Genomic DNA, 14,853 nt, shown 5'->3' with positions numbered 1-14,853 from the left:
CTTTTCAAGCGCCCGCACAGCCGTGCTCATCCGTCCGGGCATGCGCCTCGGACTCGCGTCGCCATCTCCACCCCGCGAGGTTAGGATGCCGCCCGCATCGTGAACAGGCGCGCTCTTCTCCTCTCCGTGGGAAAAGGCGCCGGCTGCCTGGCGGCCGGAGCCGTCCTCGGCGGCTGTCGACCTCATCCTCCGACTCCCGCGAGCGACCCGGAGACCGGCGCTCCGAGCGTGCTCGAGTCGTGGTTGGAGCGCTGGCTGACGGCGTTCAACGATCCTGACCTCGGCGTCTACAAGCGGTTCGTCGAGACGTTCGCACCGACGGTGCAACCCTACGTCGACGACGACCTGTCGGTCCGCGAGGTCACCGGCGGCTTCGAACTCATCACCTCGCAGGTCACGGGCCCGCAGGAGATCACCGCCTTCGTGAAGGATCGCGCGTGGGACCGGCGCTCGAAGGTCGTACTGACCGCCTCGGGCCCGGACACGCTGGACGACATCGCCTTCGCCGGCGCCCCCGCCGAAGGCACCATCCCGCGGCTCGACCAGCCATCGGCGCTCGCCGCCATCGAGACGAAGATCCGCGACGAGGCCCGAGCCGGCCGCTTCAACGGCGCCGTGCTGGTCGCGCGCGGGGACCAGGTGCTGTACAGCGCCGGCCACGGAGCGATCGACGACGGGCGCGAGCTCTCCGTGACGCCGTCGACCCGGTTCTGCATCGGCTCCATGGGCAAGATGTTCACCGCCGTGGCGACCATGCAGCTGGTGGAACAGGGGCGCCTGGCCCTCGCCGACCCGCTCGCCCGACACCTCCCCGACTACGCCAACAAGTCGCTGGCCGAGCGAGTGACGGTGGAGCAGTTGCTGACCCATACCGGCGGCACCGGCGACATCTTCGGCCCGCAGTACGACGCCAACGCCGACGCGCTCAAGACGCCCGCCGATCTGGTGCGGTTCTACGGCGCCCGTGAGCCGGTCTTCGAACCGGGCGCGCGGTGGGGCTACAGCAACTACGGCTTCGTCCTGCTCGGCGCGATCCTCGAGCGGGTCACCGGCAAGCCCTACGACGTGGTCTTCCAGGAGCGGGTCTTCGGGCCGGCGGGGATGAAGGCGACCTCGCAAGCGTTCGCCTCCTCGCACGCGACCGCCATCCCGTCCACCGGCGCGGGTGCGACCGGCCGCAAGGTCCTGGCACCCTACGCAGGGCTGCCCGCCGGCGGCGGCTATTCCACCGTCGAGGATCTGCACGCGTTCGCCGTCGCTCTGCGCCGCGGCGCGCTGGTCAGCGCCGCCACCCTCGCCGCCATGACGACACCCAAAGTGGTCGCGGGCACATCGCACTGGGGCCTCGGCTTGCCGGTGCGGGCCCGCAACGGCGCGACCTACTACGGGCACGGCGGCGCCGCCCCCGGGGTCAACGGCGACCTGGCGATCTATCGCGACCACACGACCGTGGTCCTGTGCAATCGCGGGCACCCGGCCGCGGTCGTCGCCGCCGATTTCATGGGAGCGCGCCTCCCGGTCGTGTGACCAAGACGATGTTCGGCGACCCACGCGCCGACCTTCGCCCCATCACCACAGCCAGTGACCAACCTCCCCGCGCGGGCTGCAGATCGTCCCTGCGCCGGGCGGCGCGCAGATCGACTATCGTCACGCCCGCCCTGCAGGGCCTCGAACGGACGCAGCGAGACCGATGAACTATCGCCACGAGTTCCATTCCGGCAACGCCGCCGACGTGTTCAAGCACGTGGTCCTGTTGCAGCTCGTGCGTCGCCTGCAGCACAAGCCCGCGCCCTTCTGCTACGTCGACACCCACGCCGGTCGCGGCAGCTATCCCCTGGACCAGGGCGGCGCGGCGCGCACGCGCGAGTTTCAGCGCGGCGTCGCCCGGCTGTGGCCGGATCGCGGCGCTGCGGGGCTTCCGCCGGCGCTCGCCGATTACCTCGCCCGCGTGGCCGAGCTCAACTCCGGCGGCGAGCTCACCCGCTATCCCGGCTCGCCGCGGCTCGTCCGCGCCGTCCTGCGGCCCGACGATCGCATGATCCTGTGCGAGCTCCAGCCGGCCGAGGCCGCCGCGCTGCGCGACGAGTTCAGCGTGCGCGGCGAGCACGGCGCCCGGCGCGACCCGCAGGTCGCCATCCACCAGCGCGACGGCTACGAGGCCCTCAGCGCCCTGCTGCCGCCCACCCCGCGCCGCGGCCTCGTCCTCATCGATCCGCCCTACGAGCGCCCCGACGAGTTCGCCGCCGCTCTGGCCGGATTGCAGCTGGCGCGCCAGCGCTGGCCGCAGGCCTGCGCCGCGCTGTGGTACCCGATCAAGGGTCCGCTGGCGGCCACGCTGCTGCACGCCGCGGTCCTCCGCGCCGGCATGCGCGACGTCCTGTGCGCCGAGCTGCGGACGCGGCCTGACGACCCCGCCGTCCTGAGCGGCTCCGGGCTGCTCCTCGCCGGCGCCCCGTGGCAGACCGACACCGCCTTGCGCGCGCTCCTGCCCGACCTCGCGGCCCGTTTGGCCGAGGAGCCCGAGTTTCACGGCAGCGCCCGCGTCGACTGGCTCGCCCCGCCCTGATACGGTGCCGGCATGGACGTCGCCCCCTGTGCGTTCTGCGAACTCCCGCACGGGAGTGACCTGCTCCGCCGCGACTACGAGCTCGACTTCTGCGAGCGCTGCGCCGAGGGCCACGCCGAGGTCGCCCTGCGCGAGCGCGGCCACACCATCGTCACCCGCGAGTGGCAGACGCGCGAGCGCATCGGCAGCGAGTTTTACACCTTCTACCACTTCTCGATCACCGCGCGCCCGCGCGTCAGCCTGTCGTTCCGCGCCAGCTTCGCCCGCGAGAGCACCCTCGACCGCATGATCAAGGTGTTCCGCCGCGATCTGAAGGTCGGCGACCCGCTGTTCGACGACTTCATCTACATCAGCACGCGCGACCGGGCCCAGGTCACCGCCATGCTCGACAGCACCGGCGCCCAGTCGACGCTGATGGATCTCGTCAGCCGCTTCAACAGCGTGTTCTTCGACGGCGGCGCCTTCGAGGTCCGCGAGCGCGGCACCGAGCCGATCAGCCCCGACCCTCCGGCCCTGCTCTCGGTCGCCGCCATGCTCGTCCACCTCGAGCGGACGGCCAGCGCCATGGCGGCCCCGGCCGCCCCGCCCGTCCCCGCCGAGCAGGACTGAGAGTCGCGACGTGCCCGATCGGGCATGCCCCCGGAGACATGCTCCCGGGGACATGCGGCAAGGGACATGCTCCGACGAACATGTCCCTTGCGTCTCGTCCGTCTGCGGCCTCAGGCCCGCAGCGTGCCGCCGCGCAGCGCCGCGACCAGCTCGCCGAGGGCCGCGGGCCCGCGCTGACCGGCCTCGACCAGCGCCGAGCCGACCACCACCCCGTCGGCGTGCCCGGCCAGCGCGCGCACGTCTTCGGCCTTGCGCACGCCGAAGCCGACCACGATCGGCAGGCCGCTCGACTCGCGCAGCGTCGCCAGCCCGGCGTGGAGCCCCGGGTCGCTCGGATCGAGCGGCGCGCCGGTCACCCCGGTGAGGCTGACCGCGTAGACGAACCCGCTGCTGGCCCCCAGCACCCGCGCGCGGCGAGTCGGCGTGGTCGTCGGCGCCACCAGCCCGATCCATCCGAGCCCGCGGGCCCCGGCCGGCCCGCGCAGCACCTCGGCGTGCTCGGGCGGCAGGTCGACCACCAGCAGCGCGTCGGCCCCCGCCCCGGCTGCCTCCTGGGCCAGCCGCTCCGGGCCGTGGCTCAGCAGCGGGTTGGCGTACGAGAACAGCACGATCGGCAGCGGGAAGCGGCGCCGGATCTCCGCCGCCATCTCGAGCGCTCCGGCCACGCTCGCGCCGCTCGCCAGGGCGCGGGTCATCGCCGCCTGGATCGTCGGTCCGTCGGCCGTCGGGTCGCTGAACGGCACCCCGAGCTCGAGCACGTCGAGGCCGCCCTCACAGGCGGCGAAGATCCGCTCGAGCGAGCCGGCGCGGTCGGGGTCGAAGCCCGTCAGGTACCCGACCAGCGCCGCCCGATTCTCCTCGCGCGCCCGCGCGAACGCGGCCGCCACGCGATCCACACCTGCGACGCTCATGTCCCCTCCTTGCGTTCGCTGCGGAGCACGTGCCCGTCGACGATCAGCGACTCCTCGCCGGCCGCCCCGCGCAACGCCGCCCGGGCCGCCTCGCGCTCGCGCTCGGCCTTGTCGATCAGATCGAGCGTCGCCGGGTCGAGGTGCTTCATCACCGTGTGCATGTCCTTGTCGCCGCGGCCCGACACGTTGACGAGCACCACCGCGTCGCGGCCGAGCTCGCGGATCACCGCCGGCAGCGCCGCGATCGCGTGCGCGCTCTCGAGCGCCGGGATGATGCCCTCCGTGCGCGCCAGCAGCTCGGTGGCCGCCAGCGCCTCGCGGTCGGACACCCCGAGGTAGCGGGCGCGGCCGGTCGCGTGCAGGAACGCGTGCTCCGGGCCGATGCCCGGGTAGTCGAGCCCCGCCGAGATCGAGTGCGCCTCGAGCAGCTGCCCGTCGTCTGTCTGAAGGACCAGGCTGCGCATCCCGTGGAACACGCCGACGCGGCCGCGGGCCATCGTCGCCGCGTGGCGGCCTTGCAGCCCCTCGCCGGTCGCCTCGACCCCGTACAGCTTTACCGCCGCGTCGGGCACGAACGCCGCGAACAGCCCCATCGCGTTCGAGCCGCCGCCGACGCACGCCACCGCCGCGTCGGGCAGCCGACCGATCCGCTCGAGCAGCTGCGCCCGCGCCTCGTCGCCGATCACCCGTTGCAGCTCGCGCACCATCAGCGGGTACGGGTCGGGCCCCATCACGCTGCCGATCACGTAGTGGGTGTCGGCCACGCTGGCCACCCAGTCGCGCAGCGCCGCGTTGATCGCGTCCTTCAGGGTCGCCGAGCCGCTCGTCACCGGCCGGACCTCCGCCCCGAGCAGGCGCATGCGGACGACGTTGAGCGCCTGCCGGGCCACGTCCTCCGCGCCCATGTAGACCACGCAGGGCATCCCGAAGTACGCGCAGGCGGTCGCCGTCGCCACCCCGTGCTGTCCCGCCCCGGTCTCGGCGATGATGCGCCGCTTGCCGAGCCGGCGGGCCAGGAGCACCTGGCCGATGCAGTTGTTGATCTTGTGCGCCCCGGTGTGGTTCAGGTCCTCGCGCTTGAGGAAGATCCGCCCGCCGCCGACCGCCTCGGGCAGCCGGCGCGCCTCCGTGATCGGCGTCGGCCGGCCGACGTAGTCGCGGAGGATCGCCCGGTACTCCCCGACGAACGTCGGGTCGGCCCAGGCCTCCGGCCACGCGCGGGCCAGCTCCTCGACCGCTGGCATCAGCGTCTCGGCCACGTAACGCCCGCCGAATTCGCCGAATTGTCCCAGCAGCTCGGGCGGGCCGCGGAGCGGGTTGTCATCGTCGGACTGTGGTGCCGCGGTCATGCGCCGGGGGATGGTAGCACCGATCGGCGAGCCCCCGGTCCGGCGCGCTTTCGGCCGCGTCTCGACCTGCGCCATCGTCTCACCTGTCCCGAAGTTCAGCTCATGACAATCACGAAGGCGGGCGGCCCGGCCGCATCGCCTGCATGCGGGGTCTCTCAGCCTCGCAGCGCGGCCGGCGGGCCACAATTTCGAGCCTCGGACCGACCTCTGGGGTCTCGCGGCGCCACGTCTGGCCCGGCGCGAATGAGATATCGTACGCGGCGATGCGTGAGGCGGCGTCGAGCGACAGGGATTCCGCCCTGCCCGCACCCGCGGAGCGGGCGAGCCCACGCGCGGGCGTCGTCCCCGTGCTCGCGTTGCTGCTGGGCCTCATCGCGCTCGCGTTCGCCGTGGCCCTCGTCGCCAGCGGAGAATCCCTCGTCGCCGCCGCCAGCGCATTCGCCGCGGCGGTGGTCTTCCTGATCTTCGCTCGCGCCCTCCGCGTCCGCGACGGCATCATCCGCGACCTCACCGCCGAGCGGGCCCTTCTCCACGCCTCGCGCCAGCAGATCGACTCCGTCAGCCGGGCCAAGAGCGATTTCATCGCCAACATCAGCCACGAGATCCGGACCCCGCTGGGCGGCGTCCTCGGCACCACCGCGCTGCTCGCCGACACCCCCTTGAACGACGAGCAACGCGCCTACCTCGCGGCCATCCGCGGCGCCGCCGAGGGGCTCATGGCGCTGCTCGGCGACATCCTCGACATGTCGAAGATCGAGGCCGGGCACCTCACCTTCGAGCGCTCGCCGTTCGACCTGCGCAAGCTCGCCGAGGACGTGATCGCCATGTTCGGCTACGTCACCCGCGACAAGGGCCTGTCGCTGCGCCTCACCTACGCCGACGGGGCCGCGCGGGTGTTCTTCGGCGACCCGCTGCGGATCCGCCAGGTCCTGACCAACCTCATCAGCAACGCCGTGAAGTTCACCGCCGCGGGCGAGGTGCGCACCGAGATCCGCGTCGGCCCCGTCGTCCACGACGAGGTCCGCGTCGAGCTGCGCGTGCTCGACACCGGCATCGGCATCACCGCCGAGCAGCTGCCGCGGATCTTCGACAGCTTCGTCCAGGCCGACGCCTCGACCACGCGCCGCTTCGGCGGCACCGGCCTCGGCCTCGCCATCTGCCGCGCGCTCGTCCGCGGCATGGGCGGCACCCTCGACGTCGAGAGCGAGCCCGGCAGCGGCTCGACCTTCACCGCCGCGCTCCCGCTCAGCGTCGCCAGCGAGAACGATCTGTCTGGAAGGACAGCCAACACGGACACCGGCGGGCGCAAGCTGCGGATCGTCCTCGCCGACGACAACCGGATCAACCGCACCGTCGTCCTCGCGCTGCTCGAGCGCGCCGGCCACACCGTCACCCCGGTCGAGAACGGCCTCGCCGCGCTCGCGGCCGTCGAGAGCGCCGCCCCCGACATCGTCTTCATGGACTGTCAGATGCCGGTCATGGACGGCTACGAGGCCGCCACCCGCCTGCGCGAGGCCGGCGTCACCGTCCCGATCATCGCCCTCACCGCCAACGCGCGGGGCGACGACCGCGAGCGCTGCCTCGCCGCCGGCATGACCGACTACCTCACCAAGCCGATCCGCCCCGAGGACCTGCACCTCGCCCTGCACCGGCACGTCCTCGCCGCCGTCGAGCCCGCGACGAGCGAGCCCGCGGCGAGCGAGCCCCTGGCGAGCGCCGCCTCGCACTGATCGCCCGCACCTGTCTCTTCAGACAGCCTCTCGCATCACCTGTCTCTTCAGACAGCTGATGAGACACGCATCCGCAGACCCATGTGGATCCGTGAAACCAACCTGGCGCTCTCGGTATCAGAGTGATATCATCCCGACATCAACCCGGAGCCCCGAATGACCTCGATCAAGCAGCAGAGCGCGTTTTCGCTCAACGGTTTCCTCGCCCTCCTCATCTGGCTCGGCCTGGCCGGCCTGTGCGCCAGCATGGTCGTCGACCTCGCCCAGACCCAGCAGGTCGCCGAGGTCTGGAAGCCGATCGCGCTCGGCCTGGTCCTCCTGCTCTCTCTGGGCGGTTTTTTCATCAATCAGCCCAACGAGTCGCGCGTCCTCGTCTTCTTCGGCCGCTACGTCGGCACCGTCGCCGGCGCGGGCTATCACTTCGCCAACCCGTTCGCCGCCAAGCACCCCGTCAGCTTGCGCGTGCACAACTTCAACAGCGAGAAGCTCAAGGTCAACGACGCCCGCGGCAACCCGATCGAGATCGCGGCCGTGATCGTCTGGCGCGTCACCGACAGCGCCAAGGCCCTGCTGGAGGTCGAGAACTACCGCGGCTTCGTCGCCATCCAGAGCGAGACCGCCATCCGCGCCGTCGCCACTCGCTTCCCGTACGACTCGCACGACGGCGAGGTGGCCCTGCGCAGCCACCAGGACGAGATCAACGCCGGCCTGCAGCAGGAGGTCCAGGCGCGGCTCGACGTCGCCGGCCTCGAGGTCGTCGACTGCCGCCTCTCGCACCTCGCCTACGCCCCCGAGATCGCCCAGTCCATGCTCCGCCGCCAGCAGGCCGAGGCCGTCGTCGCCGCCCGCCGGCAGATCGTCGAGGGCGCCGTGAGCATGGTCGAGATGGGCCTGCGCCGGCTCGAGGAGCACGGCATCGTCCGCCTCGACGAGGAGCGCAAGGCCTCCATGGTCAACAACCTCCTGGTCGCGCTCGTCGCCGACCGCGAGGCCCAGCCGGTCATCAACACCGGCAACATCTACTCGTGAGCCGCTCATGGTCGAGAAGAAGCGCTTCTTGCTGCGCATCGACCCGGACCTCCACGCCGCCCTCGAGCGCTGGGCGGCCGACGACCTCCGCAGCATCAACGGCCAGATCGAGTTCGTCCTCAAGGAAGCCCTGCGGGCGGCCGGCCGGCTCAAGGACCGCCCGACCGACCCCTACCGCAGCAGCGACGACGACGACGACGGCTGAACCGCGCCGCATGTCCCTTGGGACATGTCCGAACCACCAGCACCCGCCCCGGCCCGCCCGGCGCGGGTGCGCCGCGTTGTCCGGGCCTGCCCTTCACGACATGCTCGAATGAACAGCCAGTTCGCGTGGGCACGCCCTGTCCTCCACGCCTCCGGCCAGCGCGGTCCCGGCGCGGCGACCCGTCACGAGCTCGCGACCACCGTCAGTTTTGCCCGCGCGCCCTCCGCTCGCCGAGCGATCGCCTCCGCGCCCCGGGCGCGCCGCATCAACCTGTCTTTCACGACAGCTTCGCGCCCGCTCGCCGGCGCGAACTCGCCTCACTTGCGCCCTTTCACCCCCGGATCGTCGCCGAGCGGCCCGGAGCGCACCTCGACCGCGCCGACGCCGTCCCCCGTCAGCACCGTGCCCGGCGTCGCCGCGCTGCGGTGCACCACCGCCAGGCCGCTCGCCCCGCCGGCCGCGTCGGCGGTCCAGGTCGTCGCGCGTCCGGCTTGCGGGCGGTCGGGCGCCGCCAGTTCGACCGGTCCTTCCGGACATGTCTCTGCGTGCACCCGCACCAGCACGCGGTTGACCTGCCCGCGGGCGTGGATCCGCGCCAGCGGCTCCTGTCCCATGAAGCAGCCCTTGTCGTAGCTGACCGCCGCCACGAACCCGACCTCCGGCGGGAACGTCCCCGGCGTGATCTCGCGGCCCCACGCCGGCACCCCGGCCTCGATCCTGCGCCGGTCCCACTCGCCGAGCGGCGCCTCCGTCGCGCCCGCCAGCGCCGCCGTCACGGCCGCCGGCGGGCCGAACACGAGGAAGCCCGGCCCCGGGTACTGCGTCGTCAGGCACTCCACGCCTTCGCCTGCGACCGGCCCCGACCACACCATCGCGAACTCGACGTCCTCGGCGCGCTCGAGCGCGACGTCGTCCATGATGATATGGCGGTCGAGCAGCGCGATCGCCTCGTCGGCCGTGTCCGCCGGCAGCGCCAGGTGCAGCGAACCATCGGCGCACGCCAGCACGATCGCCTCCGTCACCAGCTTGCCCTTCACCGTCAGGATCGCGGCCGGCAGCGCCTGACCCGGCCGCGCCGCCTCGACGTCGGCCGACAGGATCCCCTGGAGGAAGCGGCGCACATCGGCGCCCGAGAGGCGTAGCAAAATGCGACGCCCCTGCGGCAGCGCGGCGAGACGGACAAATGTCAGGCCCTGCGGGCCCGCGGACGACTGGAGCGGGGTCACGCACGCAACCATGGCAATTCCCCCCGGTCGCGCGCAAGCGTGAGCAGACCGCGGCGAACGCACCCTCGCGTCGGGGCCGCGCCTCTTGATGCCGCGGCGGCCCCCTCGTAAAAGAGTCCCCGTGCCGGGACCGAGGGCAGCAGTGACCCGTCGCTCGAGCTGGAGCGCCCTTCTCACCGCCGCCTCGCTCGTGATCGCCGCGCCCGCCGCCGCCGCGCCCGCGACCGTCCCGGCGCCCGCCGCCGCGCCTCCGCCCGCGCCGGGACCTGCCCCTTCGGCCACGTCCAAACAGACAGGTCCGAAGAGCCAGCCGCCGCCCTCGCCCGATCAGCCGTTCAACCTCCCGGTGGCCGCGCGCACCGACGCCTACGGCCCGCGCCCGCCCGGCGTGCCCGAGCTGACGCGCGAGCAGATCGTCCAGTACGGCCTGCAGAACCCGCTGGTGAAGGCCGCCGACGCGCAGATCGAGCAGATGGAGGCGACGCTGCTGCGCGCCAAGTTCTCGTGGGTGCCGGTCATCAAGACCACCACCGCGCTCGCGCCCGGCGTCTACACCCGCTGCAAGGACATCAAGCTCGAGAGCTTCGGCAGCTCCGATCCGGTCGACTTCCAGTACTGCAGCCCGGCCGACAGCGTCGACATCGACACCATCGGCGGCTACTTCCGCCAGCTCAAGGAAGCCGGCATCGCCTTCCGCTTCGGCGCCGACTTCATCATCCCGCTGTTCACCTCCGGCAAGATCAAGCACGGCAAGGAGATGGCGCAGGCCGGCGTCGCCCTGGCCCAGCTCGCCAAGGAGCGCACCCGCCAGGAGACCGTCCTGCGCGTGCACCAGGCCCACACCGCGCTGCTGCTCGCGCGCGAGAGCCTCGCCATCCTCGACGAGGCGTGGAAGGTCGTGCAGGAGGCCAAGGGTCAGATCCTCGCCGACCTCGGCGAGAGCGAGGACGCCGACGTCGACGACACCAACCCCGACCGCGATCCCGCCGATCTCCCGCGCGTCGAGCTCGGCGAGCTCACCTTGATGGAGCGCGCGCTCGAGGCCCGCAAGATCGAGGCGGTCGCGCTCGCCACCCTGTGGACGATCGCCGGCGAGGCCGCGCCGGTCGGCTTCGACATCGCCGAGCGCGCGCTCGTGACCGACAGCGTCGACGGCGGCCTCCGCGAGCTGTCGCACTACCGCGAGCTGGGCGAGCAGCAGCGGCCCGAGGCGAAGATGGCCGCCGGCCTGGTCGAGCTGCGCAAGGCCGGTGAGAAGTTCGCGCGCTCGCAGTTCTTGCCGGACTTCGGGATCGCCGTGTCGGTGCAGATCTCGTACATGAACCAGGCCGACCGCAACATGAAGGCGCTCTATTACTTCGACCGGTTCAACTACAACCGCGTCATCTTCGCCTTCGCGATGAACTGGAACCTCGACTTCCACAACAGTTATTTCGGGCTCAAGAAGGCGCGCGCCGAGCGGCGTGAGGCAGAGCACCAGCGAGAGGCCGCGCGCTACTTGCTCGGGCTCGAGGTCGAGAAGGCCTACCGCGACCTGCAGCACGCCGACAAATCGGTCAAGCTCACCGAGCAGGCGACCAAGAAGGCCAAGCAGTTGGTCGTCGACCAGCAGGTCAAGCAGACCGTCGGCGGCGGCAACTTCGCCGAGCTCGAGAAGGCCCTGACCCGCTGGGCCGAGTGGCGCTTCAAGCAATTCGAGGCCATTCACGCCCACAACGTGGCGCTCGCGGGCCTCTCCCGCGCCGTGGGCACCGCCCTGGGGGCGTCCCCCAGCCCCTCGGCGGCATCTGCGCCCACGAACTCGATTTCTGCTGCATCAAGCCCTTGAAACTGGCCCGTCATGGCCTGAATGTCGCACCCAGGGCTGCCGTCCGAGCGCCCACCTTCGAGGCCGAAAATGCCCACTTCCGCTCGCAGTCTCATCGTCGGGTTCGTGCTCTCCACCTTCGCCGCCGCCGCCACCTTCGTGGGGCACGCGCCCGCCGCCGAGGCAGCGACCGCTCCGGCCACGCCCTCCGCCGTGTTCAAGGAGCGGCACACCAAGGTCCTCGAGCTGGTCAAGAAGCGGGCCGACCCCGAGACGCTGGCGAAGGAGGTCGATCAGCTACTCGACTACAAGGCCCTCGCGGAGGCCTCGCTCGGCGGACCGGCGCGCTACGCCAACAAGTGCGCCGCGCGCTGCGCCGAGTTCGAGGCCCTGCTGACCAAGCTGATCCGCGAGAACTACCTCAAGCGGATCCGCACCGACAAGAAGTACGAGCTGACGATCGTCGGCGAGGACGCCAAGGTCGGCGGCGACATCCGCGTCATCACCAACGTCGCCCTCACCCGCGACGGCAAGCCCGAGGTCGTCGAGGTCGTCTACGTCATGCACGCCGTCGGCGACACCTGGAAGGTCGAGGACATCGTGACCGACGGGGTCAGCCTGGCCAAGAACTACAAGTTCGAGTTCAACAAGATCATCCGCGACAAGGGCATCGACGAGCTGATCTTGCGGCTCGAGAACAAGCTGGTCGAGCTGGCCAAGAAGGACTGAGCCGCGGGCCGGTCCCGGCGGCCCCGCGCGGGCGCCCGGTCCGGCCTGTGTTAGCCTGACGGCCGTGCGAACCGCCGCCACGCCCGAACCGAGGCGCCCCAGCCTGACGCTGGCGGCGCCTCTGGTCGTCGCGGCGCTGACCGGTTGCCCGCAGGAAGAGATCGTCATCGTCGGCGAGTTCGGGCGCCCGATCGCTCTCGGCAGCGGCGACGCCTCGCCCTTGCCACGCCTGGTCTTTCGGCCAGGTCCATGCCCGGGCGAGGCCGGCGGCTGCAGCTCGATCTGCACCGGCGCGCCCGAGACCTGCCCGGCCGACGCCTGCCTCCCGCTCGTGGTCGACAGCGGCAGCCCGATCACCACCCTCGTCGGCGAGGGCGAGCCCACCGCGGTCCGCGGCTGCTTCGAGGTCCGCGCCGCCGAGGACTCGTTCGCCGAGCCGCCGGTCGAGGGAGCGGCCGAGCAGGCGATCACCCGCTTCCGCTTCGACTCGACGCCGTACGTGCAGCTCCCGCCGACCGCCGCCGACGTCTCGTGGGGCTGGCAGGTCGGCGATCACCACGCGTCGCCGTTCGTCGGCGGCGTGCTCGGCGGCAACGTCCTGCGGACCATGGCCGTCCGCTTCACCGACGCGCGCGGCAGCAACGGCCCGCAGATCACCTTCTACCGCGAGTTCCCCGGCGTCGAGAGCGTCCTCGCGGATCAGGGCAGCGCCGCGCTCCCGCTGCAGTTCCCCGGCCTCCTCCTCGGCAAGCTGATCGACGACGTGTGCCAGCAGCCGGACGGCAAGGACTGCGACCTCGCCAGCTTCGGCGTGTTCGACCGCGAGCACCCCGAGAGCGCCTTGCAGGCGACGCGGCTCGTCCTCGACGCCTGCCTCGGCGCCCCGCCGGCCGCCCTCACCTACAACGCCGCGCGCCGCACCTGCTCCCTGGCCTCGGGGCCAGGTGGTTCGGCCGACAATTTCCGCTCGCCGACCGGCGTCAGGGGCAAGGCGCTCAGCAAGGGCTGCACCGTCCAGGCCGTCGAGCTGGCGCCCGGCGACATCGACCACGGCCACGACGCCTCGGTCCTGATCGCCACCGGCGTGCCCGGCCTGATCCTGTTCGAGGACAGCGCCCTGCGCCTGTTCGGCAGCCTCGCGCTGCCGCCCTGCATGGGCGACGGCGGCCTCAGCGGCGGTGTTCCGCCCAGCACGCCCGCCTGTCGCGTGGGACAGGCGGGCCTGCTCCGCGCCGCCGGCTGGCCGCCGGCCGGCACCGCCGAGCGCCCGCTCGTCGAGCTGCGCGTCCGCAGCCTCGCGCTGCTCCCCGGGCTCACGCAGACCACCGGCTTGACCGCCTGCCAGCGCCTCGAGGTGCGCCTCCGGGCCCTGCGCTCGCAGTGCAACTACGTGTTCTCGCCCGACAACCCCGGCCAGGTCCCGCGCGGCGCCGGTGCCGGCTGTCGCAGCGGCTTCGACCCCTCCGATCCGCCGGCCGCCTCGACCACCGCCGCCGTGGTCGGCCAGGCCTTCATCCCCGACGGCGGCCGCGTCGATCCCAACCAGTGGATCCCGACCCTCGTGGTCCCCGCCGAGCATCCGCTCGTCACCGCCGTGCGCCGCGACACCAGCCCCGAGGCGCTGCAGCTCGACGGCCTCGTCGGCACCGGCTTGCTGCGCGGCACCGACGTCGTCCTCGACTACACCGATCCGACCCCGAGCGTGCGCGTCGCCTGCAACGACCCCGACGACGGCAGCTGCCTCGCCTTGCCCGCCTGCGTCCCGCGCGACGATCCCCGCGCGACCGTGCCCGCTTGCTGCTTCGGCCTGCCCGAGGACCTGCTCGTCACCCTGATCCGCGACCACAGCGCCTACGGCTGCTGCGCGGCGCTGTCGCCGGCCACCATCGACGAGCTCAACAACGCCGAGGCGACCTTCGGGCGCGAGCTCCCCTGCCCCGTGCGCGGGCGCTAGTTCTGGACCCCGACCGCCGCCACGGCCGGCGCGACGATGACCACGCGAGGCGAGCGCGACATGCCCCCCGTCGCGGTCTCCACGGGAGACTGACAACCGCAGTTGGCGCGTGACCGCACGCCCGCCGCCGCGCGCGCCCGAGCGCGTCCCGCGGCGTCCGGCGTCGCATCGTCGTATGGTTCAGGTCGCCATCATGTCTCCGACCGACGCTTTCGACGCCGCCACCCTCAGCACCTACGCCTGGGCATTCGGCCAGGGAGTCCTCGTCGACCTCACGCCCTGCGTCTATCCATTGATCCCGATCACCGTCGCCGTGTTCGGGGCCAAGGGCGTGTCTCGCGGTCGCGCGCTGTTCCTCGCCTCCTCGTACGTGCTCGGCATGGCCACGCTGTACACCACGCTCGGCATCGTCGTGGCGCTCAGCGGCGGCCAGTTCGGCGCCTGGCTCGGCGAGCCGGTGGTCGTGCTGCCGATCGTCGGCATCCTCCTGGCGCTGGCCGCCAGCATGTTCGGCGCCTTCGAGCTGCAGCTGCCCGCCTCGGTGCAGACGCGCCTCAACGCCGTCGGCGGCACCGGCCCGGTCGGCGCCTTCCTCATGGGTCTGGTCAGCGGCTTCATCTCGGCCCCGTGCACCGGCCCCGTCCTGCTGTCGCTGCTCGCCGTCATCGCCAAGGGTGCCGCCGAGGGCGACAGCCTGGCCTACGGCGCGTCCCTGCTGTTCACGTACGCGCTCGGCAT

General features: G+C 72.2%; 13 protein-coding genes. 10 read left to right on the top strand and 3 right to left on the bottom strand.

What is annotated here, in order from left to right:
* Positions 1 to 228 precede the first annotated feature (228 nt).
* From K7C98_RS25115 to K7C98_RS25105, 3 genes are all read left to right on the top strand, one after another.
* Entirely contained in the window at positions 229 to 1,527 is a 1,299-nt protein-coding gene (locus tag K7C98_RS25115) for a serine hydrolase domain-containing protein (protein WP_224194294.1), read from the top strand.
* A 163-nt stretch (positions 1,528 to 1,690) separates the two neighbouring features.
* On the top strand, positions 1,691 to 2,566 hold the full coding sequence (locus K7C98_RS25110; protein ID WP_224194293.1) for a 23S rRNA (adenine(2030)-N(6))-methyltransferase RlmJ: 876 nt from the start codon (positions 1,691 to 1,693) through the stop codon (positions 2,564 to 2,566).
* A gap of 12 nt (positions 2,567 to 2,578) precedes the next feature.
* On the top strand, positions 2,579 to 3,175 hold the full coding sequence (locus tag K7C98_RS25105; protein WP_224194292.1) for a hypothetical protein: 597 nt from the start codon (positions 2,579 to 2,581) through the stop codon (positions 3,173 to 3,175).
* Between the two features lie 110 nt (positions 3,176 to 3,285).
* Here K7C98_RS25105 and trpA read toward each other — a convergent pair whose 3' ends face one another.
* Positions 3,286 to 4,086, bottom strand: coding sequence for a tryptophan synthase subunit alpha (trpA, locus tag K7C98_RS25100; RefSeq protein ID WP_224194291.1), 801 nt, complete (start codon positions 4,084 to 4,086; stop codon positions 3,286 to 3,288).
* The gene (gene trpB / locus K7C98_RS25095; protein ID WP_224194290.1) at positions 4,083 to 5,435 is read right to left on the bottom strand and encodes a tryptophan synthase subunit beta; all 1,353 of its coding nucleotides are present in this window, start codon (positions 5,433 to 5,435) and stop codon (positions 4,083 to 4,085) included. The genes trpA and trpB overlap by 4 nt, the downstream gene beginning before the upstream one ends.
* 263 nt (positions 5,436 to 5,698) lie before the next feature.
* Here trpB and K7C98_RS25090 point away from each other — a divergent pair, with 263 nt between their 5' ends.
* From K7C98_RS25090 to K7C98_RS25080, 3 genes are all read left to right on the top strand, one after another.
* Positions 5,699 to 7,165, top strand: coding sequence for an ATP-binding protein (locus K7C98_RS25090; RefSeq protein WP_224194289.1), 1,467 nt, complete (start codon positions 5,699 to 5,701; stop codon positions 7,163 to 7,165).
* A 156-nt stretch (positions 7,166 to 7,321) separates the two neighbouring features.
* A complete protein-coding gene (locus K7C98_RS25085; protein WP_224194288.1) occupies positions 7,322 to 8,194 on the top strand; it encodes an SPFH domain-containing protein in 873 nt (290 codons plus the stop codon).
* 7 nt (positions 8,195 to 8,201) lie between these two features.
* Positions 8,202 to 8,399, top strand: coding sequence for a toxin-antitoxin system HicB family antitoxin (locus K7C98_RS25080; RefSeq protein ID WP_263429794.1), 198 nt, complete (start codon positions 8,202 to 8,204; stop codon positions 8,397 to 8,399).
* A gap of 317 nt (positions 8,400 to 8,716) precedes the next feature.
* Here K7C98_RS25080 and K7C98_RS25075 read toward each other — a convergent pair whose 3' ends face one another.
* Positions 8,717 to 9,544 carry a YgfZ/GcvT domain-containing protein gene (locus K7C98_RS25075; RefSeq protein ID WP_224194287.1) on the bottom strand — a complete coding sequence of 276 codons (828 nt, stop codon included), beginning with the start codon at positions 9,542 to 9,544 and terminating at the stop codon, positions 8,717 to 8,719.
* Positions 9,545 to 9,767: 223 nt separating this feature from the next.
* On the opposite strand from K7C98_RS25075, the gene K7C98_RS25070 reads away from it, so the two are divergent.
* The 4 genes from K7C98_RS25070 to K7C98_RS25055 form a co-directional block, all read left to right on the top strand.
* Entirely contained in the window at positions 9,768 to 11,453 is a 1,686-nt protein-coding gene (locus K7C98_RS25070; RefSeq protein WP_224194286.1) for a TolC family protein, read from the top strand.
* 105 nt (positions 11,454 to 11,558) lie between these two features.
* Complete coding sequence (locus K7C98_RS25065) at positions 11,559 to 12,161, top strand: MlaC/ttg2D family ABC transporter substrate-binding protein (protein WP_224194285.1); 603 nt, start codon at positions 11,559 to 11,561, stop codon at positions 12,159 to 12,161.
* A 64-nt stretch (positions 12,162 to 12,225) separates the two neighbouring features.
* A complete protein-coding gene (locus K7C98_RS25060; RefSeq protein WP_224194284.1) occupies positions 12,226 to 14,115 on the top strand; it encodes a hypothetical protein in 1,890 nt (629 codons plus the stop codon).
* A 193-nt stretch (positions 14,116 to 14,308) separates the two neighbouring features.
* Positions 14,309 to 14,853, top strand: a 545-nt coding sequence (locus K7C98_RS25055) for a cytochrome c biogenesis protein CcdA (protein ID WP_276572698.1), incomplete at its 3' end; no start/stop codon positions are given.

Origin of the sequence: Nannocystis pusilla, assembly GCF_020073745.1 — a bacterium.
Classification (GTDB): Bacteria; Myxococcota_A; Polyangia; order Nannocystales; family Nannocystaceae; genus Nannocystis; species Nannocystis radixulma.
The sequence above is the reverse complement of the archived record's forward strand: the minus strand, read 5'-3'. Positions and strand labels throughout refer to the sequence as shown.